19 protein-coding genes are annotated in these 20,799 nt (G+C 67.9%); 13 read left to right on the top strand and 6 right to left on the bottom strand.

Going from position 1 to position 20,799, the window contains the following annotated elements; all coding sequences use genetic code 11:
• Nucleotides 1–535: 535 nt before the first annotated feature.
• A complete protein-coding gene (gene mnmC / locus WS62_RS11360; RefSeq protein ID WP_066570924.1) occupies nt 536–2,500 on the bottom strand; it encodes a bifunctional tRNA (5-methylaminomethyl-2-thiouridine)(34)-methyltransferase MnmD/FAD-dependent 5-carboxymethylaminomethyl-2-thiouridine(34) oxidoreductase MnmC in 1,965 nt (654 codons plus the stop codon).
• 390 nt (nt 2,501–2,890) lie between these two features.
• Here mnmC and WS62_RS11355 point away from each other — a divergent pair, with 390 nt between their 5' ends.
• Nucleotides 2,891–3,169 carry an HU family DNA-binding protein gene (locus WS62_RS11355; RefSeq protein ID WP_010100512.1) on the top strand — a complete coding sequence of 93 codons (279 nt, stop codon included), beginning with the start codon at nt 2,891–2,893 and terminating at the stop codon, nt 3,167–3,169.
• Nucleotides 3,170–3,271: 102 nt separating this feature from the next.
• Here WS62_RS11355 and WS62_RS11350 read toward each other — a convergent pair whose 3' ends face one another.
• Together WS62_RS11350 and WS62_RS11345 are read right to left on the bottom strand one after the other, a co-directional pair.
• The gene (locus WS62_RS11350) at nt 3,272–4,606 is read right to left on the bottom strand and encodes a GTP-binding protein (RefSeq protein ID WP_066570923.1); all 1,335 of its coding nucleotides are present in this window, start codon (nt 4,604–4,606) and stop codon (nt 3,272–3,274) included.
• A gap of 292 nt (nt 4,607–4,898) precedes the next feature.
• Complete coding sequence (locus tag WS62_RS11345; RefSeq protein WP_066570922.1) at nt 4,899–5,375, bottom strand: lytic transglycosylase domain-containing protein; 477 nt, start codon at nt 5,373–5,375, stop codon at nt 4,899–4,901.
• Between the two features lie 387 nt (nt 5,376–5,762).
• Between WS62_RS11345 and gspD the strand changes: the two genes are divergently transcribed.
• The 3 genes from gspD to gspF are packed head-to-tail and all read left to right on the top strand — an operon-like array spanning nt 5,763 to nt 10,745.
• Entirely contained in the window at nt 5,763–8,033 is a 2,271-nt protein-coding gene (gene gspD / locus WS62_RS11340; protein WP_066570921.1) for a type II secretion system secretin GspD, read from the top strand.
• The gene (gspE, locus tag WS62_RS11335; protein ID WP_066570920.1) at nt 8,030–9,523 is read left to right on the top strand and encodes a type II secretion system ATPase GspE; all 1,494 of its coding nucleotides are present in this window, start codon (nt 8,030–8,032) and stop codon (nt 9,521–9,523) included. The genes gspD and gspE overlap by 4 nt, the downstream gene beginning before the upstream one ends.
• 4 nt (nt 9,524–9,527) lie before the next feature.
• Nucleotides 9,528–10,745, top strand: coding sequence for a type II secretion system inner membrane protein GspF (gene gspF, locus WS62_RS11330; protein WP_066570919.1), 1,218 nt, complete (start codon nt 9,528–9,530; stop codon nt 10,743–10,745).
• Nucleotides 10,746–10,815: 70 nt separating this feature from the next.
• Here gspF and WS62_RS11325 read toward each other — a convergent pair whose 3' ends face one another.
• Nucleotides 10,816–11,226, bottom strand: a complete 411-nt coding sequence (locus WS62_RS11325) for a general secretion pathway protein GspC (protein WP_066570918.1) — start codon at nt 11,224–11,226, stop codon at nt 10,816–10,818.
• Nucleotides 11,227–11,382: 156 nt separating this feature from the next.
• Here WS62_RS11325 and gspG point away from each other — a divergent pair, with 156 nt between their 5' ends.
• The 8 genes from gspG to WS62_RS11285 are packed head-to-tail and all read left to right on the top strand — an operon-like array spanning nt 11,383 to nt 17,665.
• Complete coding sequence (gspG, locus tag WS62_RS11320) at nt 11,383–11,835, top strand: type II secretion system major pseudopilin GspG (protein ID WP_066570917.1); 453 nt, start codon at nt 11,383–11,385, stop codon at nt 11,833–11,835.
• A gap of 41 nt (nt 11,836–11,876) precedes the next feature.
• Nucleotides 11,877–12,527, top strand: a complete 651-nt coding sequence (locus tag WS62_RS33320) for a GspH/FimT family pseudopilin (protein ID WP_082720880.1) — start codon at nt 11,877–11,879, stop codon at nt 12,525–12,527.
• On the top strand, nt 12,524–12,934 hold the full coding sequence (gspI, locus tag WS62_RS11310) for a type II secretion system minor pseudopilin GspI (RefSeq protein ID WP_197419317.1): 411 nt from the start codon (nt 12,524–12,526) through the stop codon (nt 12,932–12,934). Before WS62_RS33320 ends, gspI begins: the two co-directional genes overlap by 4 nt.
• Nucleotides 12,912–13,640 (top strand): PulJ/GspJ family protein, encoded by a 729-nt coding sequence (locus tag WS62_RS11305; protein ID WP_066570916.1) that lies wholly within the window; start codon nt 12,912–12,914, stop codon nt 13,638–13,640. Before gspI ends, WS62_RS11305 begins: the two co-directional genes overlap by 23 nt.
• Before the next feature lies 1 nt (nt 13,641).
• The gene (gene gspK, locus WS62_RS11300; RefSeq protein WP_066570915.1) at nt 13,642–14,877 is read left to right on the top strand and encodes a type II secretion system minor pseudopilin GspK; all 1,236 of its coding nucleotides are present in this window, start codon (nt 13,642–13,644) and stop codon (nt 14,875–14,877) included.
• Nucleotides 14,878–14,901: 24 nt separating this feature from the next.
• Nucleotides 14,902–16,332, top strand: a complete 1,431-nt coding sequence (gene gspL / locus WS62_RS11295) for a type II secretion system protein GspL (protein WP_066570914.1) — start codon at nt 14,902–14,904, stop codon at nt 16,330–16,332.
• Complete coding sequence (gene gspM / locus WS62_RS11290) at nt 16,329–16,832, top strand: type II secretion system protein GspM (protein ID WP_066570959.1); 504 nt, start codon at nt 16,329–16,331, stop codon at nt 16,830–16,832. The genes gspL and gspM overlap by 4 nt, the downstream gene beginning before the upstream one ends.
• Nucleotides 16,833–16,873: 41 nt before the next feature.
• Complete coding sequence (locus WS62_RS11285; RefSeq protein ID WP_066570913.1) at nt 16,874–17,665, top strand: type II secretion system protein N; 792 nt, start codon at nt 16,874–16,876, stop codon at nt 17,663–17,665.
• A gap of 263 nt (nt 17,666–17,928) precedes the next feature.
• On the opposite strand, the gene WS62_RS11280 is transcribed toward WS62_RS11285, so the two are convergent.
• Together WS62_RS11280 and WS62_RS11275 are read right to left on the bottom strand one after the other, a co-directional pair.
• Nucleotides 17,929–19,536, bottom strand: coding sequence for an efflux transporter outer membrane subunit (locus WS62_RS11280; protein ID WP_066570912.1), 1,608 nt, complete (start codon nt 19,534–19,536; stop codon nt 17,929–17,931).
• Nucleotides 19,537–19,746: 210 nt separating this feature from the next.
• Nucleotides 19,747–20,028 carry a hypothetical protein gene (locus WS62_RS11275; protein ID WP_066570911.1) on the bottom strand — a complete coding sequence of 94 codons (282 nt, stop codon included), beginning with the start codon at nt 20,026–20,028 and terminating at the stop codon, nt 19,747–19,749.
• 202 nt (nt 20,029–20,230) lie between these two features.
• On the opposite strand from WS62_RS11275, the gene WS62_RS11270 reads away from it, so the two are divergent.
• The gene (locus WS62_RS11270; protein ID WP_066570910.1) at nt 20,231–20,731 is read left to right on the top strand and encodes a MarR family winged helix-turn-helix transcriptional regulator; all 501 of its coding nucleotides are present in this window, start codon (nt 20,231–20,233) and stop codon (nt 20,729–20,731) included.
• Nucleotides 20,732–20,799: the final 68 nt, after the last annotated feature.

The raw sequence follows: 20,799 nt of genomic DNA, 5'->3' as shown, positions 1-20,799 counted from the left end.
CAGCGCGATCTCAAATCCTCAGATTCGAATTCGAGCCGACCGTTCCATAGATGCACGCGTGGCGCAGTGCCATGACATGCGTGAAGGAAACCGATTGTGCCACAGCTATTCCGGGCCGGACCGAATTTGGGCAAAGGGTTGGCCGATCGCCAAGGCTAGCCCGTTTACCTTGAGGTAAACCTGTATATATACATAGTAGAAGTTAACAAAGCGGCCGAATTTCTGTGGATAACCGGCGTTTACGACGACGGATCATGGACTTGCGCGTCGCATAACCGGATGGACAGCCTGTTTGCCCGCACAGGGTTTCGATGAGCAACTTTTTCGGATCTGTGCGGCTGTGCGAAGTTGCCCCGTTTACGTCCACATCGATTGCACAGAGATTGCGCTCGGAATTCGCGTGGTTATCCACAGGGTCGCGTGGATAACTGGTCGACGATTCTGTGTGCGGCGTCGATGTCGGGTTCGAGAATGGAGCGGCGACGCGCTAGAAAGGAAGGGCGCCGTTGCCCGGATAGTGAGTCGGCCGGGTGAGTCAGTCGACGCGCCCGTGCCGCAATGCGCGGACGAGGAAGCGGGCCGGGTCGATCGCTTCGGCGAGTTCGCGCTCGAGCGGCCACGGCTCCCCTTCGATCTGCGCGGCGATCAACTCGGCGCCGAGCGCCGCCCAGACAAGCCCACGCGAACCGTAGCCGAATGCGCCGTACAGACCCGCCGCGCGCGGAATGTCGCGCAGCTTGGCGCCCGTCAGCGCAGCCGCATCGCGAGCGGCCGCTGTCTCGTCGCCCAGTTCGCCGACAAGCGGCAACCGGTCGCTCGCGACGCAGCGAAAGCCGACGCGGCCCGTCAGCATGCCTGCATCGAGCGTGGCCGCGGAAAATGCAGGCAGCAGCCGTTCGAGCCGTTCGAGGTTCTCGCGATGGCCCGCTTCGCGCAGTGTCGCATCCGCATCGTCCGGCTCGTACGTCGCGCCCGTCAGCGTGACGCCATCGGCAAGCGGTACGACGTAGCCGTCGCCGATCACGGGCACCGGCACGGCCGGCGCGCTGCCCGGCGGCAGCAGCGTGAGCTGGCCGCGCACGCGCTGCGTCGGCGCATGCCGCAGGCCGACGATGCGCGCGGCATCGGCCGCGTTCGCGACGACGACGACGCTCGCCTGCGCAAGCGTTGCGCCCGATGCGTCGAGCGCGCGCCAGCGGCCGTCGTCGCGGCGCTCGAGCCGCGCGACTTCGATGCCGACGATGCGCGTGAGCTTTTCGCCGGCCGCCGCGCATTGCGAGGCCGCGAGCGCGGCGGGGCTGATCGAGCCGCCTTGCGGGAATAGCCATCCGCCGTACGCGACGTCCGTTCGCAACAGCGCTCGCGCTTCGTCGCGCGACAGCGTCGACGCGAGTTCGGCCGGCACGCCGAGCGCATCGATGCTCTCGCACATCCGCTCGAACTCGTCGTCCGATGTCGCGAGCTGCACGAGGCCTTGCGTGCTGCGCGCAAACGTGTGGCTCGCGCGCTCGAGCGCGCGCCAGCGGTTCAGCGCATGAAGGAAGCCGGCGCGCGACAGACGGGCCGCGAGGTTGTCGTCGCGCGCGATCATCGGATGGAACACGCCGGCGGGATTGCCGGATGCTTCGCTCGCGATCTCCGCGTGCCGCTCGATCAGCGTCACGTGCCAGCCGCGCGCGGCGAGCCGCTCGACGACGGCGCAGCCGGCGAGCCCCGCGCCGATTACAAGTGCATCACGCGGCTCGACAGCGCGCGCGCGCGGCGGCTCATGGCGCCGCACGCGCCAGCGTGGCGCGAATTCGCCGACGAGCATCGCGCGCTTGCCGGCGAAGCCTTCGACCTTCCGATACGTGAAACCCGCTACGTCGAGCGCACGCTTGACGGTGCCCGCGCTCGTGTAGGTCGCGAACGTCGCATGCTCGTCGGCGAGCTTCGCGAGCGACTTGAAGATCGCGGGCGACCACATGTCCGCGTTTTTCGACGGCGCGAAGCCGTCGAGATAGAACGCGTTTGCGCGCAGCACGAGATTCGGCAGCGCGTCGAGCGCATCGCCGAACACGAGCATGAGCGTCACGCGGCCGTTGTCGAATTCGAGACGGTGGACGCCCGGTGTGAGCGGGGGCCATGCGTTCGCGAGTTCGTCGACGAGTGGCTCAATAGTTGTATATGCAACGATATGCGCGGCAGCGCGACGCAGGTCGTCGTGCGTGAACGGGTGCTTTTCGACCGACACGAAGTGAAGCCGCTCGCCGTGCGACGGATCGGCGCGCCATGCGGCCCATGTCGCGAGAAAGTTGCAGCCGATGCCGAAACCCGTCTCGACGATCGTGAAAGTTCGCTTGTGCTGCCAGCGCCGCGGCAGGTCGTTGCCGCGGATGAACACGTGGTCGGCCTGGGCAAGCGCGCCTGCTGCGCTATGGTAGATGTCGCCGTAGAGGGGCGAGACGACGGTGCCGTCTTCGCGGAAGACGAGCGTCGCCGGAACGATTCGATCGGGCATGCGAAACAAAAAAGAAGGCGGCGAAATTGCGACGAACCGCCGCGCGAGCCCCGTCCCGCAAGGCGTTGGCAAAATCCAACGGAACGGTGCGTCGGCCTCCGACGCGCCGCGGCGAAGCCGGATCGCGCGGCGCGGAAACCGCACGGGAAGCATCTAACTCGACAAAATTCGCTCGAAAATCTTTGAAACCCTTGTCGTTATTGGGTTTGCGCTGCGCTATCATAGCAAGCGCCGTATCGCGGAGCTGCCAGGAGGCACACCCGGCGGTGCGTTGCGCGGCGCAATACTTTGCGCCGTGCCGTCGCCACACACTATAGACGGCACGGTTCGCGCACGTATAATCGGCGCGTTCGCGCTGTTCGTGTCAACCTAACCTGGAAAGGAACCTTAATGAACAAACAGGAACTGATCGACGCCGTCGCCGCCCAGACGGGCGCCAGCAAGGCTCAAACCGGCGAAACGCTGGACACGCTCCTCGAAGTGATCAAGAAGTCTGTGTCGAAAGGCGACTCAGTTCAATTGATCGGCTTCGGCAGCTTCGGTTCGGGCAAGCGCGCAGCGCGCACTGGCCGTAACCCGAAGACGGGCGAGACCATCAAGATCCCGGCAGCCAAGACGGTCAAGTTCACGGCTGGCAAGGCGTTCAAGGACGCAGTGAACAAGCGCTGAGACGAACTGTTCGCGAACGAAAAACCCGCTGGTGCCAGCGGGTTTTTTCTTTTCGGCGCGGCTTTTTTGCCACGCCGCATGGTCTTTTTCAATCTTTGACGATCAGTGCCGATGGACGATTTCAGCGTCGTCGCCGGGGTCGTTGTCGTCGCCGTGGTCATGGCCGTGCTCATGGTCATGTTCGTCGATGTCCCATGCCGGGAACGGATCCGCGTAGCGCGTCCAGGCGTTCTTGCCTTGCACGTACTCGGCGTCGGTGAGCAGACACGCGTCGAACTTCGCGCGCCATGCGGGCGCGTCGAGCTCGATGCCGATCAGCACGAACTCCTGCCGACGGTCGCCGATCGCCGTATCGGCGAGGTCGCCGTGCCAGTCGGCGACGATCTCTTCGTACAGTTCGTCGCCCTCTTCCGGCCATTCGGCGCGGTCCTGCGCCGCCCACCAGTGCCCGGCCGGACCGTGCCGGCACACGCCGCCCGCCTGAGACAGCGAGCCGGCGATGTCGTCGCGCGTCGCGAGCCAGAAGAACCCCTTGCTGCGCAGCACGCCCTTCCACTCTTCGTGCAGCAGCGCCCAGAGCCGCTCCGGATGAAACGGCCGGCGCGCGCGGTAGACGAAGTGGCCGATCCCGTATTCGTCGGCTTCGCTGTGCACGTGCGCATCGCCGGGGGCGTGCTCGTCGTTTTCGTCTTCGTCATGGCGATGCTCGAGCGACGCGAGCCAACCCGGCGCATTCGCGGCCGCTTCGAAATCGAAGAGCCCGGTGTCGATCACGTCGGCGAGCGGCACGTCGCCGAAGCGGCTGACGATCTGCCGCGCGCGCGGATTCAGGTTCGCGAGGATGCGCTGCAGGCGCGCGAGCGCGTCGGCATCGACGAGATCCGCCTTGTTGATGACGAGCACGTCGCAGAATTCGATCTGCTCGATCAGCAACTCGACGAGCGTGCGGTCGTCTTCTTCGGTCGCGGCGAGGCCGCGCTCGGCGAGCGCGTCGTCGCGGCCGTAGTCGCGCAGGAAGTTGAACGCGTCGACGACCGTGACCATCGTGTCGAGGCGCGCGACGTCGTCGAGCGTCGAGCCGTCGTCGTCGACGAACGTGAAGGTCTCGGCGATCGGCATCGGCTCGGCGATGCCGGTCGATTCGATCAGGATCGCGTCAAAGCGGTTTTCGGCCGCGAGGCGGCGGATCTCGACGAGCAGGTCGTCGCGCAGCGTGCAGCAGATGCAGCCGTTCGACATTTCGACGAGACGCTCCTCGACGTGCGACAACTCGGCCGCATCGCGCACGAGCGTCGCATCGACGTTGACGGCGGCGAGGTCGTTGACGATCACGGCGACTTTCAGGCCGGCGCGATTCGCGAGGATGTGATTGAGCAGCGTGGTCTTGCCGGCGCCGAGGAAGCCGGAAAGCACGGTGACGGGCAACGGCTGGTTCATTGCGGTGCGCACCAACGAAAAAAAGCGGGAAGCGAGCCGCCGTGCTCCGGAAAACGGGGCGGCACCGGCGAGCGGCCGGCGCGGACAAGCGGCGGGAAAGCCGCATTGTGCATCAAATATAGACAGACGGCCGTGCGCGACGGCCAGCCGGCGGCGATTTCATGATGCGTGCGGCGTGAACGAGATCGGTGGAAGTGTTTGCACGCGGCGCGAGCGTTGGGCTTGCGCAGGCGCGCGGTCCGGCGATGCTGTCTCGCTATGTCTATCTATATATGTTTCGCGGCCGGGCCGGCTAGCGTTGCGCGCTCTGCGCATCCTGTACGACCGGCGCCGGCATCAGCTTCCATCGAACGAGAATGTCGGCAATCTGCTTCGCGTACTTGTCGCGCAGCGACGGCGTCTCCGAATGGTAGGCGCCCACCGCCTGCCACGTGTTGCCGTACTTGTCCATCTTGCGGCGCAGATGCCACGCGGCGATATAGACGCTCTTGCATGGCTCCATCAGCGTGTTTTTCGTGATCCCGTAGCGGGACAGCGTCGGCAGATGAATCGAGTTGATCTGCATGAGGCCGTAATCGGTCGAGCCGTTCGTATTCTTGTTGAGCGCCTCCGGCCGATTGTGCGATTCCTGCCAGGCGATCGCGCGCAGGATCAGCGGATTCACCTTCTGGTACTTCGCGGCTTCGTCGTAACAGTCGGCGCGTGCGGGTGCGCTGGCGAACCAGGCGCCGGCGGCAAGCATCGCGACAATAACGAACCGCATCGTCATATGAAAAGAAATGAACCGGTGAATTGTTTTACGCTTCGCAGAAGACCGGGAAAACCCGCACGCGCTTTTCGCGCGAAGCCGCTCCGGCCGCCCGTATCATACCTGCAACCGAACGGTGCGCAATGCAGGGCGGCCGTTCGGTTGGTTCGGACTACGGCGTTTGCCAAGCACGTTTATACCGCATTATCGTGTTGGTTCCTCTCGAGACTTCGCATGGAAAAACTTACATGCGGCATACGCATTCGATTTTTTTTATGGCGTATGTGAGACAGTTCTCAGTTCAATGTGATATTTCGGACATGAAAAACTGCTAATGTCTGCTTTTTTGACATCGATCTTACGTAATACCATCGGACACAGCCGCCGCCGGCATCGATCCATTACTCCATGACAAGAACTCGCTTTGCTTTGCGGCGCGTCGCAACGGCGCTCGTCGTCGCCGGAATCGTCGTCGCGCAGGCCGCTCACGCTCAGGTCACGCTCAATTTCGTCAATGCAGACATCGATCAGGTCGCGAAGGCGATCGGCGCCGCGACGGGCAAGACGATCATCGTCGACCCGCGCGTCAAGGGTCAGCTGAACCTCGTTTCGGAACGCCCCGTACCGGAAGATCAGGCGCTGAAGACGCTGCAGTCCGCGCTGCGGATGCAGGGTTTCGCGCTCGTCCAGGATCACGGCGTCCTGAAGGTCGTGCCGGAAGCCGACGCGAAACTGCAGGGCGTGCCGACCTACATCGGCAACACGCCGCAGGCGCGCGGCGACCAGGTCGTCACGCAAGTGTTCGAACTGCGCAACGAATCGGCCAACAACTTGCTCCCGGTGCTGCGTCCGCTGATCTCGCCGAACAACACGATCACCGCATATCCGGCCAACAACACGATCGTCGTCACCGATTACGCGGACAACGTGCGCCGGATCGCGCAGATCATCTCGGGCGTCGACAGCGCGGCGGGTGCGCAGGTCGCCGTCGTGCCGCTCAAGAACGCGAACGCGATCGACGTCGCCACGCAGCTCACGAAGCTGCTCGATCCGGGCGCGATCGGCAACACCGACGCGACGCTCAAGGTCACCGTGCAGGCCGATCCGCGGATCAATGCGCTGCTGCTGCGCGCGTCGAACACGTCGCGCCTTGCCGCGGCGAAGAAGCTCGCGCAGCAGCTCGATACGCCGAGCGCGGTGCCGGGCAACATGCACGTCGTGCCGCTGCGCAACGCCGATGCGGTGAAGCTCGCGAAGACGCTGCGCGGGATGCTTGGCAAGGGCGGCAGCGAAAGCGGCTCGTCGGCGAGCTCGAACGATGCGAATGCGTTCAATCAAAGCGGCTCGCAGAGCGGCTCGAGTTTCTCGACGGGCACGTCGGGCACGCCGCCGCTGCCCTCCGGATTGTCGTCGTCGAGCTCGTCGGGCGGCACCGGCGGCACGATGGGCGGCGGCGGTCTCGGCACGGGCGGCCTCCTCGGCGGCGACAAGGACAAGAGCGACGAAAACCAGCCGGGCGGCATGATTCAGGCCGATGCGGCGACGAACTCGCTCATCGTCACCGCGTCGGATCCGGTGTACCGGAATTTGCGCGCAGTGATCGATCAACTCGATGCGCGGCGCGCGCAGGTGTATATCGAGGCGCTGATCGTCGAGCTGAATTCGACGACGGCCGGTAATCTCGGGATCCAGTGGCAGGTTGCGAACAACGCGCTCTATGCGGGCGCCAATCTGGCGAGCACTGCGGGCAACGTTGCCGCCAACAGCATCACCAATCTGACGGCCAGCGCGACGAACCCGCTCAACGTGCTAAATGCGCTTACGCCGGGGCTCAACATCGGCTGGCTGCACGACATGTTCGGCGTCAAGGGACTCGGCGGGTTGCTACAGTATTTCGCCGGCGTGAGCGATGCGAACGTGCTGTCGACGCCTAACCTCGTCACGCTCGACAACGAAGAAGCGAAGATCGTCGTTGGCCAGAATGTGCCGATCGCGACGGGCTCGTATTCGAACCTGACGGGCGGCACCTCGAACACGTCGGCGTTCAACACATACGACCGCCGCGACGTCGGCCTCACGCTGCACGTGAAGCCGCAGATCACCGACGGCGGGATTCTGAAGCTGCAGCTTTATACCGAGGATTCGTCGGTCGTCAGCGGCACGACGAACACGACGTCTAACCCGGCTGGCCCGACGTTCAACAAGCGCTCGCTCCAGTCGACGGTGCTCGCCGACAACGGCGAGATCATCGTGCTGGGCGGCCTGATGCAGGATAACTACCAGGTGTCGAACCAGAAGGTGCCGCTGCTGGGCGACATCCCGTGGATCGGCCAGCTGTTCCGCTCCGAGACGAAGCAGCGGCAGAAAACGAACCTGATGGTGTTCCTGCGCCCCGTCATCATCGGCGATCGCGAAACCGCGCAGGCGGTGACGTCCAACCGCTACGACTACATCCAGGGCGTGACGGGCGCGTACAAGTCGGACAACAACATCATCCGCGACAAGGACGACCCGGTGGTGCCGCCGATGCCGCTCGGCCCGAGCCAGGGCGGCTCGCCCGCGATGAACCTGTTCGACATCGACAAGATGCGGCGTCAGCAGGCCGCTCCGCCCGCGCCCGCCAGCGCGCCCGCGGCGGCGAGCGATGCCGGTGCCGCGTCGCCAGGAGCTCGTCCGTGACGCAAGCGCTCGCGCAAGCCACCCAGGACCAGCCGGCGGGCGGCGCGCCGTCGCCGCTCGCCGCGCGTCTTTTGCCGTACGGGTTTGCGAAAACCGGCCAGATCCTGATCGCGCACCAGCACGCGGACACGCTCGAAGTGTGGATCAGCGAGCGCACGAACGCGGCCGCGCTCGCCGAGGTCGCGCGCAACTTCGGCGCAATCTCGGTGCAGCGCGTATCGGCCGACGAGCTCGCGCAGGCGATCAACCAGGCCTATGCGCGCCAGGACGGCAGCGCGGCGCAGATCGTCGGCGAGGTCGAAGGCGAAGTCGACCTGTCGCGGCTGATGCAGGACATCCCCGAAGTCGAGGATCTGCTCGAGTCCGAAGACGACGCGCCGATCATCCGGATGATCAACGCGCTCCTCACGCAAGCGGCGCGCGAGCAGGCATCCGACATTCACATCGAGCCGTTCGAGAACGCGTCGGTCGTGCGCTTTCGCGTCGACGGCACGCTGCGCGACGTCGTGCGCCCGAAGAAGGCGCTGCACGGCGCGCTGATCTCGCGGATCAAGATCATGGCGCAGCTCGACATCGCGGAGAAGCGTCTGCCGCAGGACGGCCGGATCACGTTGCGCGTCGGCGGCCGGCCCGTCGACGTGCGGGTGTCGACGCTGCCGACCGGGCACGGCGAGCGCGCAGTGCTGCGTCTCCTCGAAAAGGATGCGCAGCGCCTGAACCTCGAAGCGCTCGGGATGGGCCGCGACACGCTCGTGCAATTCGACAAGCTGATCTCGCGCCCGCACGGCATCGTGCTCGTCACGGGCCCGACCGGCTCGGGCAAGACGACGACGCTGTACGCGTCGATGTCGCGCCTCGAGACCGCGACGACCAACATCATGACGGTCGAGGATCCGATCGAATACGACCTGTCCGGCATCGGCCAGACGCAGGTGAACGAGCGGATCGGGATGACGTTCGCGCGCGCGCTGCGCTCGATCCTGCGGCAGGACCCGGACATCATCATGATCGGCGAAATCCGCGATCTCGAGACCGCGCAGATCGCGGTGCAGGCGTCGCTGACGGGCCACCTGGTGCTCGCGACGCTGCACACGAACGATGCCGCGTCGGCCGTCACGCGCCTGACCGACATGGGCGTCGAGCCGTATCTGCTCGCGTCGTCGCTGCTCGGCGTGCTCGCGCAGCGGCTCGTGCGCCAGCTCTGCCCGGTGTGCAAGGAAGAGCGGCACGAGGACGGCCGCACCGTCTGGCATCCGGTCGGCTGCGACAAGTGCGGGCATTCTGGCTATACCGGCCGGCGCGGCGTCTACGAGTTGCTCACCGTCGACGATCCGATCCGCTCGCTGATCCATCGCAACGCGGCGGACGCCGAGATCCTCGCGACCGGCCGCGCGAACGGGATGCGCACGCTGCGCGACGACGCCGAGCGCTGGCTCGCGGCGGGCGCGACGTCGCTCGAGGAAGTGCTGCGCGTGACGGGAGGCGCATAGCGTCATGCCGGCCTTTCGTTTCGAAGCGATCGACTCAGCGGGGCGCGCGCAAAAGGGCGTCATCGAGGCCGACAGCGCGCGCAATGCGCGTGGCCACCTGCGCACGCAAGGGCTCACGCCGCTCGTCGTCGAACCGGCGGCGAGCCGCAAGCGCGGCGAACGCAGCCAGCGCCTCGCGCTCGGCCGCAAGCTGTCGCAGCGCGAGCAGGCGATCCTGACGCGTCAGCTCGCGAGCCTCTTGATCGCCGGGCTGCCGCTCGACGAGGCGCTCTCGGTGCTGACCGAGCAGGCGGAGCGCGACTACATCCGCGAACTGATGGCGGCGATCCGCGCCGAGGTGCTGGGCGGACACTCGCTCGCGGTCGCGCTCGCCGAGCACCCGCGCGATTTCCCGGAAATTTATCGCGCGCTCGTCGCGGCGGGCGAGCACACCGGCAAGCTCGGGATCGTGCTGTCGCGGCTTGCCGACTACATCGAGGAGCGCAACGCGCTCAAGCAGAAGATCGTGCTCGCGTTCACGTATCCGGCGATCGTCACGGTGATTGCGTTCGGCATCGTCACGTTCCTGTTGAGCTACGTGGTGCCGCAGGTCGTCAACGTGTTCGCGAGCACGAAACAGCAATTGCCGCTGTTGACGATCGTGATGATGGCGCTGTCCGATTTCGTCCGGCACTGGTGGTGGGCGATCCTGATCGGGATCGCGGTCGTCGTCTATCTGGTGAAGGCGACGCTGTCGCGCGACGGCCCGCGCCTCGCGTTCGACCGGTGGCTCCTGACCGCCCCGCTCGCGGGCAAGCTCGTGCGCGGCTACAACACGGTGCGCTTCGCGAGCACGCTCGCCATCCTGACCGCGGCGGGCGTGCCAATCCTGCGCGCGCTGCAGGCGGCGGGCGAGACGCTGTCGAACCGCGCGATGCGCGGCAACATCGAGGACGCGATCGTGCGCGTGCGCGAAGGCTCGGCGCTGTCGCGCGCGCTCAACAACGTGAAGACGTTTCCGCCCGTGCTCGTGCACCTGATCCGTTCGGGCGAGGCGACGGGCGACGTGACGACGATGCTCGACCGCGCGTCGGAGGGCGAATCGCGCGAGCTCGAGCGGCGCACGATGTTCCTGACGAGCCTGCTCGAGCCGCTGTTGATTCTCGCGATGGGCGGCATCGTGCTCGTGATCGTGCTCGCGGTGATGCTGCCGATCATCGAGCTCAACAACATGGTGCAGTGACGGAAGACCGGCGCGGCCCGCGGCGGCGGGCCGGCCGAGACGAGGCGGCGCGCTCGGCGGCGCGGCGCTTCTAGCGGACGTAGATGGCGGGAGACGGCGTGTTGGCGGGCAGGAAGATCTCGGAGCGCGCGCCGTTGCGCTCGACGATGATCGAGCGGTCGCGCACTTCGGCGAGCTTCGCGCCCTGCGCGATCTCGCTGCCGAGCGACACCGCGTGCGGTGCGTCGCCGCCGATGCCGACGATGGCCGCCGCGCCGCGCTGCAGCGCGAGGATGCCGAACAGGTGGATGTCCTGTATCGGATTGCGGGTCAGTTGCCCGCCGAAGAGCGCGGCGGCGTCCTCCGTGCGCACCGGCGTGCGGGCGGCGGCGGCAGGTAGCGGAGCCTGATGCGCGGACAGCGTGACGAACCAGTAGGTGGTCGTCGCGCAGAGCACCGCGAAGAGGGCGAGGGAAAGGAGCCGGATCGATAGCGCGTTCATGCGCGTTATTGTACGGAGGAATATGAAATTTGCGTTGAGTGGAAGCCCGAAGCGAGTCGCGCCTTACAATGCGGCTTCACGCAGCGGACGCCGAGCGGCTCGCGCCGCGCGCGTTACTCACTCACCGCTCATTTTTTGAAGAAGAGGTAGTCACTCATGCAAACGTGGATCACTCGCCGTTCTCAGGCAGCACGCCGTCAACGCGGCTTCACGCTGATCGAGATCATGGTCGTGGTGGCGATTCTCGGCATTCTCGCGGCGCTTATCGTGCCCAAGATCATGAGCCGTCCCGATGAAGCGCGCCGGATCGCGGCGAAGCAGGATATCGGTACGATCATGCAGGCGCTCAAGCTGTACCGCCTCGACAACGGCCGCTATCCGACCCAGGATCAGGGCCTGACCGCGCTGATCCAGAAGCCGTCCACCGATCCGATCCCGAACAACTGGAAGGACGGCGGCTATCTCGAGCGCCTGCCGAACGATCCGTGGGGCAACGCGTACAAGTACCTGAACCCCGGCGTGCACGGCGAGATCGACGTATTCAGCTACGGCGCCGACGGCAAGGAAGGCGGCGAAGGCAACGATTCCGACATCGGCTCGTGGCAATGAGCCGCTGACGCCACCCTCACGCGCGACCCACGCACGTTTCGATGTACGCACTACCCGGCACGTCTTCCGTTTTCGGTACGCGGCGTCACGCGGGGGCTTCCCGCGGTCGATTCGCGGAGGCTTTCCTCGGGATTTCCGTAGAGGGTTCCTTCGGTCGCTCGACGGGGACTTCGTTCGGGCATGCCACGGGGGCTTCCTTCGGTCGCCCTACAGCGACTTCCTTTGGGGCTCCCTTCGGTCGTCGCGCGCGGGGCTTCACGCTGCTCGAAATGCTCGTCGTGCTCGTGATCGCGGGCATCCTCGTGTCGGTCGCGTCGCTGACGCTCAGACGCAACCCGCGCACCGATCTGCGCGAGGAAGCGCAGCGCGTCGCGCTCCTGTTCGAGACGGCGGGCGACGAGGCGCAGGTGCGCGCGCGCCCGATCGCGTGGCGCGCCACCGATCACGGCTTTCGCTTCGACATCCGCACGGGCGACGGCTGGCGTCCGCTGCGCGACGACGTACTGCGCGCGCGCGGCTGGGACGGCGGCGTGACGGGCGCCGCGATCGACTATCCCGGCTCCGACACGCGCACCGACGCCGTCGTGTTCGGCACCGAGAGCATCGACGTGCCGGTGCGCGTCACGCTCTATTCCGCGGTCGGCAGCGCGACGATCGTCGGCACCGGCAACGGCCGCTACGAGGTGCGCTGACGATGCGCGCCCATGCTCTCCCCCGCTCGCCCGCGCGTTCGCGCGGCTTCACGATGATCGAGGTGCTCGTCGCGCTCGCGATCATCGCGGTCGCGCTCGCGGCGTCGATCCGCGCGGTCGGCTCGATGGCGACGGGCGCGTCCGATCTTCACACGCGCCTCCTGGCCGGCTGGAGCGCGGACAACGCGCTCGCCCAGCTGCGCCTCGCGCACGCGTGGCCCGACATCGGCACGCAGACGTTCGACTGCTCGCAGGGCAACGTCGCGCTCACCTGCACGCAGCGCGTGAGCTCGACGCCGAATCCGGTGTTCCGGCGCGTCGAGATCGCGGTGTCGATGAACGGCCGCGCCGGCGTGCTCGCGCAGATGGTCACGGTGGTCGCGAATGAAACCAGCCGTTCGCTCTGAGCGCCGCGCGCCCCGCGGGCAGTCTCCTCGGGGGAGGCGGCGCGCATCCCAAGGAAGCGCGCCTCGGGACGTCCGCGGCTTCACGTTGATCGAAATGATGATCGCGATCACGATCCTCGCGGTGATCGCGATCCTGTCGTGGCGCGGGCTCGACCAGATCATCCGCGGCCGCGAGAAGGTGTCGGCCGCGATGGAGGACGAGCGCGTGTTCGCGCAGATGTTCGACCAGATGCGCATCGACGCGCGCCGCGCCGCGACCGACGACGAAGCGGGCCAGCCCGCGGTGCGCGTCGCGGGCGACACGCTGCAGATCGTGCGCGAGCTCGACGCGCCGGGGGCGGCGCCGCGTCTGCAGGTCGTGCGCTACCGGATCTCGAACGGCCGCGTCGTGCGCTACGCGTCGCCGCCGATCGGCGACGTCAACGCGTTGCGCGACGCGGTGCGCGGCGGCGACACCGAAGGCTGGAGCTCGGTGCCGCTGATGCGCGGCGTCGGCATGATCAACGCGCGCCTGTACGTGCCGAAGGTCGGCTGGACGACCAGCATGCCCGACGCCGACAGCGCGCTCGAGCAGAACAACAACGCGCTCAAGGTGCCGCTCCTCGGCAATGCGCCGCCGCCGCGTGCGGTGACGGGGCTCGAGGTCAGCATCGGCGCGACGTCGCTGCGCGTGCCGATCACGCGCATCTTTCTGATCGGGGAGTGACATGCGCGCGTCTGCCCTCCTCGCCCTCTTCGCTTGCCTTGCTTCGCTTCGCCGCCCGCGTGCGCCGCTCGCGGCGCATACCGCGAGCACGTCGCGCGCGCCACGGTCGCCGAGCGTCGCGGGCGCCCGCGCGGGCAAGCGCACCCGCGCAGGCAACCGCGCCTGCGCCCGCCGCGAGCGCGGCGTCGCGATCATCAACGCGCTTCTGGTCGTCGCGCTGTCGGCGATCCTCGTGTCCGGGATGCTGTGGCGCCAGCAGGTGCAGGTGCGCCGGATCGAAAACCAGCGGCTGCTCGCGCAGGCGCAATGGGTCGCGCGCGGCGCGCTCGACTGGACCCGGATGGTGCTGCGCTCCGAAGGCGACACCGCGCCCGGCATCACCTATCTCGGCGGGATCTGGGCCGTGCCGATCGCGAAAACGAAGCTGTCGGATTTTCTCGGCCGCATCGGCGTGACCGACGCGGCCGAAGGCGCGGACACCTATCTGTCCGGCTCGATCGAGGACGCGCAGGCGAAGTTCAATCTGCGCAACCTCGTGTCGTCGCCCGCGCCCGGCGCGCTGCAATTGAACGCGGCGCAGGTGCAGACGTTCCAGCGCCTCCTGTCGACGCTCGGGCTCGACCAGCAGCTCGCGAAGGTCGTCGCGCGCCATGTGCGCGCGGGGCTCAAGCAATCCGCGACGCGCTTCCAGGCGGCCCAACTGCCGGGCGCCGCGAGCGGCGTGCCCATTCCGCTGCCGGACGGCGGCACCGAGAGCGGCGGCAATTTCACCGACGAGCCGGGCCTCGCGGGCGGCGAAGGCCGCGGGCCCGCGCCGCTGATGATGACGGGCGCCGATTCGCTGCTCGACGTCGAAGGCTTCACGCCGGAAATGGTCGAGCGGCTGCGCCCGTTCGTCACCGTGCTGCCGACGGTGACGCCCGTCAATCTGAACACCGCGCCCGCCGAGGTGATCGCGGCGCTCGTGCCGGGGATGTCGGTGTCGTCCGCGCAGGCGCTCGTGTCGCGGCGCGAGACCGTGTTTTTCCGCAATGTCGGCGACGTGCAGCTCGCGCTGCGCGGCGCCGGCGCGCCGAACATCAACCTCGATTCGAGCCAGATCGACGTGACGTCCAGCTATTTCATCGTCCATGGCCGGATCGAGCACGATCGTGCAGTCGTCGATCGCACGTCGCTCGTGTATCGTGATCCGACCACGCACACGACGCGCATCGTGCGCATTCGCGATCAGCTATAACAACGCCATCCGGGAGAGGAGCTCTTGAGCACGTTGATTGTCCTATTGCCGCCGCGCGAGCCGGCCGTGCCGTTGCAGGAATGGCAATGGCCCGAGCTGCCGTTCGCGCTCGTCGACAAGAGCGGCCACACGCAGCGCGCGGGCCGCGCGTCGCTGTCGCTGCTGCCGCAGGCGGCGACGACGGTGCTCGTCGTCGCCGCGCGCGACCTGCTGATGCTCAAGCAGACCGTGCCGCCGCTGAAGGGGCCGAGACTGAAGCAGGCGCTGCCGAACATCATCGAGGATCAGTTGATCCAGGATCCGCAGGGCTGCCACATCGTGGTCGACCCGGCGGCGCTCGACGGCGGACGCCGCGTGCTTGCCGTGATCGATCGCGCGTGGTTCAAGTTCATCGTCGACGCGTTCACCGCGGCGGGACACCGCCATCTGCGCGCGGTGCCCGTCACGCGCTGCCTGCCCCTGCCGACGCGGCGCGAAGCGGCCGAAGTCGTGGCCGAAGCCGAGGTCGCGCACGAGCTGCAAGCGGGGCACGCAGCGGCGGCCGGCAAGGCGAGCGACGGCCATGCGGCCGCCAAAGGCGCGGCGGCGGACGCCGTGAAGCCGTCCGAATCGATCGTCGCCGTCGCGCTCGGTCTTGCCGCGACGGCGAGCGCGCCGTCGCTCGCCGAGGAATCGGCGACGCTGCTGCCGGAGACGGCCGCCGCGCCGCGCGTCGAGCTCGCGCTCGCCCGCGGCGCGCTTGGCGAGGGCTTCGCAGCGCCGGTGTCGAGCGCGGTGATGACGCTCGAGGCGCTCGCGAACGGCACGCCGCTCGAACTCTACGAATTGGGCGAGCCGGGCGCCGAGCCGCAACTCGCGTCGGTGCGGCCGCTCGACGACAAGCGTCTCTTGCCGGGCGCCGCGATCTGGCCGTTCGACGCACTCGTGCGCCGCGCGCTCGACGTGCGCTTCGACCTCTGCCAGTTCGAATTCGAGTTCGCGCCGTGGCGCTTCGACCGCGCGACGCTCACGCGCCTGCGCGTGCCGCTCGCGCTCGCGGCGGTATCGCTCGCGGTCGCGGTGATCGGGATGAACGCGCACTGGTGGAAGCTTGCGCGCGAACGCGACGCGCTGTCCGCGCAGATCACCGAGACGCTCTTGTCGGCGTTCCCGAAGACGACGACGGTGCTCGATCCGGCCGCGCAGATGACGCGCCAGCTCGACCGGCTGCGGATCGCGGCGGGCGAGCTGTCGCCGAACGATTTCCTGTCGCTCGCGAGCGGCCTCGCGCGCTCGCTCGGGCCGCTGCCGCCGAACGGCATCGCATCGCTCGATTATCACGATCGCCGGCTCGACGTCGGCTTCAAGCCCGAGATCAAGGTCGATCCGGACTTCGCCCAGCGCCTCGCGCGCAACGGCCTGTCGGGCGAGATCGACAGCAGCACGGGCAAGTGGACCATTCGGAGCCGCTCATGAAAACGGAATTGAACGAAACGCTGACCCAGTTCTGGGAAGGCCGCACCGCGCGCGAGAAGCTGCTGCTCGGCTGGGGCGGAGCGGTGCTCGTGGTCGTGATCGCGTATTCGGTGCTGTGGTCGCCCGCGCAGGAAGGCCGCGCGCAGATCCAGCGCCAACTGCCGACGATGCGCCACGAACTCGCGGAGATGACCGCGCAGGCGAACGAGGCGCGCTCGCTCGCGGCCGCCGCGCAGGGCGTCGCGCCGACGGGCATCGCGCTGAAGGATGCGCTCACCGCGTCGCTGTCCGATCACGGGCTCGCTGCGGCGGCGCCGCAGATTGTCGGCGGCGGCGTGCAGATCCAGTTGAAAAACGCGTCGTTCCCCGCGTGGACGCAGTGGCTCGACGACGTGCGCCGCCAGTTCAAGGCGCAGGTCGTCGAAGCGCACGTGACCGGGCTGAAGGAAGACGGTCAGGTCGACCTGACGGCGGTGCTGCAGCCGGCGTCGGTCAAGTGAGCGGCGTCGATGCACGATACGGCCGACAAGGCGGAGTGCGAATGCCGATGACCTGGCCGATGCGCATTCGGCGCCTCGTGCCGTGGGCCGTCGTCGGCGGCCTCGCGATTTTCGTCACGCTCGTCGCGCTGCTGCCCGCGTCGTGGGTCACGCCACGGTTCGCCCGGGCGACGGGCGGCCACGTCAATCTCGTCGACCCGGACGGCTCGCTCTGGCGCGGCTCGGCGACGCTCCTCCTCGCGCCTGGTGCGGATCGCAGCACGTCGACGCTGCTGCCGGGGCGCGTCGAATGGCGCACGCAGTTCTGGCCGCTCTTCACGGGGCGCGTGCGGATGCGGCTGCGCCAGACCGATGCGATGCCCGACGCGGTCACGCTCGACGCGACGCTGCGCGGCGCGGTGCTGTCGTCGGGCTCGATGGCGGTGCCGGCGTCGCTGCTCGCGGGCCTCGGCACGCCGTTCAACACGCTCGATTTGCAAGGCAACATGCGGATCGACTGGACCGACTGGCGGCTCTTCGGCAACGACGCGTTCGGCCGGCTGACCGTGACGATCACCGACATGAGCTCGCGCGTGTCGCGCGTGAAGCCGCTCGGGTCGTACCGCGCGGTGATCGAGGCGCGCGGCGCGAACTCGGCGCTCGATCTGTCGACGCTGAAGGGGCCGCTGATGATGTCGGGGCAAGGGAATTTCGGCGCGACGGGCGCGTCGTTCCGCGGCACCGCGAGCGCCACGCCCGAGCAGCGAGACAACCTCGCGGGTCTCTTGAATCTGTTAGGCCACCCGATCGGCGACGGCACGGTGTCGTTGATTTACGGCGACGCGGCGCGCTGAGCGCGCGGCCTCGACTGCGTCGAGTCGCGCGTCGTCACGGGCGCGGGCGATGCGGCGAAGCGAGCGGGTTGGGTCGCTTGATTTCGAGCGGCGATTCCGGCAATGCGCCGAAGCTGCGGTCGATGCCGGGCGGCGGCGACGCGAGATCGATCCGGCTGCGCCGGCCGTTTCACCGGCGTGCCGACGGCCACCGTCGCGCCGGATGCGACGAGGTGAGACCGTGCCCGCGAGCGTCGCGGGCCGTCAGCGGCCGCCACCGCGTTTCAGGGTTGCGCGGCCGTCGTCGTCGAACCACCGGCCGCGCCGCCGCCGGTTGCGGCCTGCGCAGCGGCAGCGGCTGCCGCTGCCGGTTGCGTCGCCGCCGGCGCCGGCACTCCGGCAGGCGCGGACGCCGGCACCGGCGCTTGCACGCCGCCCGTCTCGCGCGCGATCTGCGCGACGTCCCAGCCTCCGCCCAGCGCCTTCACGAGCCCGACCGACGACACCATCCGCTGCCCGGAGATCGTCGAAAGCTTCTGCCGCGCGCTGAACGCGGTCGTCTGCGCGGTCAGCACGTTCAGATAGCCGACCGTGCCCGCCTTGTACTGATTGAGCGTGATATCGAGCGCGTGCTGCGCGGACTCGACCGCCTGCCGCTGCACGCCGATCTCCTGCTCGAGGATCCGCTGTGACGCGAGGTTGTCCTCGACATCCTGGAACGCGGACAGCACGGCGGCCCGATACGTGGCGACGTCCTGATCGTAGGTCGCGCGCGCGGCCTCCGTCTGCGCGGCGCGCAGGCCCGCGTCGAACAGCGTCGCGGCGAGCTGCGGGCCGACCGACCAGAAGCGCGCCGGCAGCGTGAAGAGCTGCGACCACACCGAGCTCTGGAAGCCGCCGGACGCCGACAGCGTGAGTGTCGGGAAGAACGCGGCGATCGCGACGCCGATCTGCTCGTTCGCGGCGGCCGCGCGCCGTTCGGCGGCGGAGACGTCGGGCCGCCGCTCGAGGATCGCCGACGGCACGTCGATCGGCATCGCGGGCGGCTCGGCCGTGAGCGGCATCGGCGACAGCGAGAACGTCGATGCGGGCTCGCCGACGAGCGTCGCGATCGCGTGCTCGAATTGCGCGCGCGCGATTCCGTTGTCGATCGCGGACGCCTGCGCCGATTGGAGCTGCGTCTGCGCCTGGATCACGTCCGAGCGCGCGGCGACGCCCTGCGCATACTGGTTCTGCGTCAACTGCAGCGATTTCTGGTACGACGCGACGGTGTCGTCGAGGAGCTTTTGCGTCGCGTCGGCGGCGCGCAGCTGGAAATAGGTCTGCGCGAGCGTCGCCTGCGCGGACAGTCGCGCGTTCGCGAGATCGGCGGCCGCCGCCGCTTCGCTCGCCTTCTGCGCGCCGACCGTGCGGCTCACCTTGCCCCACAGGTCCGGCTCCCACGACGCGTCGAGGCCGACGCTATACGTGTTGCCGATCGTGCGCGTCGTGCCGCGCGAGACCGAACTGCTCGACGACAGCGCGCTCGACGCGCGCGATTCGCTCGCCGTCAGCCCGAGCGTCGGGAAATACGACGCGCGCGCCTCGGCGACGAGCGCGCGCGCTTGCCGATACGCGGCCGCGTATTGCGCGACGGTCTGGTTCGATGCGTTGAGCTTGTCGATCAGCGCGTTCAACTGCGCATCGTCGTAGATCGTCCACCATGGGCCGCGATCCGCGCGGTCGGCTGGCTGCGCGACCTTCCAGCCGGGCGGCGCTTCCTTGTATGCGGCGGGGATCGCCGCGTCGGGACGGTGATAGTCGGGCCCGACCGCGCAGCCGGTGAGCAGCGCGGCGGCCGCGACGGCGGCGCTCAGCGCGCGGCGCGCGCGCGGGTGTGGGACTTGCGACATGTTCTGGATTCCTGTCGAGGGAGGCGGCCGCCCGTGGACCGGGCGAGCGAACGATGCGGCCGAAACACCGAAGGCGTGGCCGAAATGGTAACTGACGGAAGCGGGAATGCGCAGGCGTTAGGTTAAAGCGCGGACGGGGGCGGATGTGTTACCGGCGCGGGGCGCCGGTTTACCGGGTGTTACGCACCGGTGCGGCGTGCCGGCGGCTTGTTACGAGCAGCGCACGGGATCGCACTGCGGGGCGGCGAGGCATAGCTGCCGCGCCGAAGGCTCCTGAGCCGACGTGGCCCGGCCGCCGCCGTTGCGCGCGGCGCGGTGCCGCCGCTGATCGAACCATGCGAACCCGAGCACCGCGAGCGAGCCGCCCGGCACGATCAGCAGCGCGGCGTACAGCGCGATCTTCCAGCCGCGATGCGGACCGGAAAGCGTGTGGCGGGCGGTGTCGGACAGGTTGCGGCGCAGCGCGCCGGCGGCATGTTTCAGGAACGGCATGGGAAATCCTCGGGACGCACGCCGAACGAATGCGGCTGCGTGGGCAAAGCGATCTGGTCAGAACATCGTCTCTGGCGGCGCGTTAAGCGCATAACTCATTGACTGAAATAATATTGACTATGCAATAAATATTCAAGATACTGGCGGCGTTTTTCCTGGAATGCACTGTTGCGGTTCGTGCAATCGAACGGACAGCTAAACGATGAGCGGCCTTTACGACCCCGAGCACATCGAGCTCGAATCGAGCCTCGGCTATTACCTGACGAAGGCGCGGCAGGCGCTCGTCGAGCGGCTGGACCGCGCGCTCGGCCCGCTCGACCTGACCGCGCAGCAGATCGGCGTGATCCTGCTGCTCGCGCGCGGCTTTGCGCGCACGCCGTTCGAGCTGTCGCGCAAGATGTCGTACGACAGCGGCTCGATGACGCGGATGCTCGACCGGCTCGAGAAGAAGGGTTTCGTCGTGCGCGCGCGCAGCGAATCGGACCGGCGCGTGATCGAGCTCGCGCTGACCGAGCGCGGCGCGCACGCCGCGCAGGCGCTGCCGGGCTTGATCGCGGCCGAGCTGAACGCGCAGCTCGAAGGCTTTTCGCCCGACGATCTCGCGCTCCTGACGAACCTGCTACAGCGCTTCATCGCGAACGCGCCGGGCGCGGCCGACACCGCGTGCGCCGCGGCGGCGGCGTTGCGGCCGGACGACGACTGACCGGGAAAAACACTGGGTAGCCACTGGATCGCGGCCCGTACGCCGCGTATTTATCTGTCTGGGCAGAA

It is taken from the genome of Burkholderia sp. ABCPW 14, assembly GCF_001523835.1.
Classification (GTDB): Bacteria; Pseudomonadota; Gammaproteobacteria; order Burkholderiales; family Burkholderiaceae; genus Burkholderia; species Burkholderia mayonis.
This window is presented reverse-complemented; position numbering and strand designations above follow the sequence as displayed.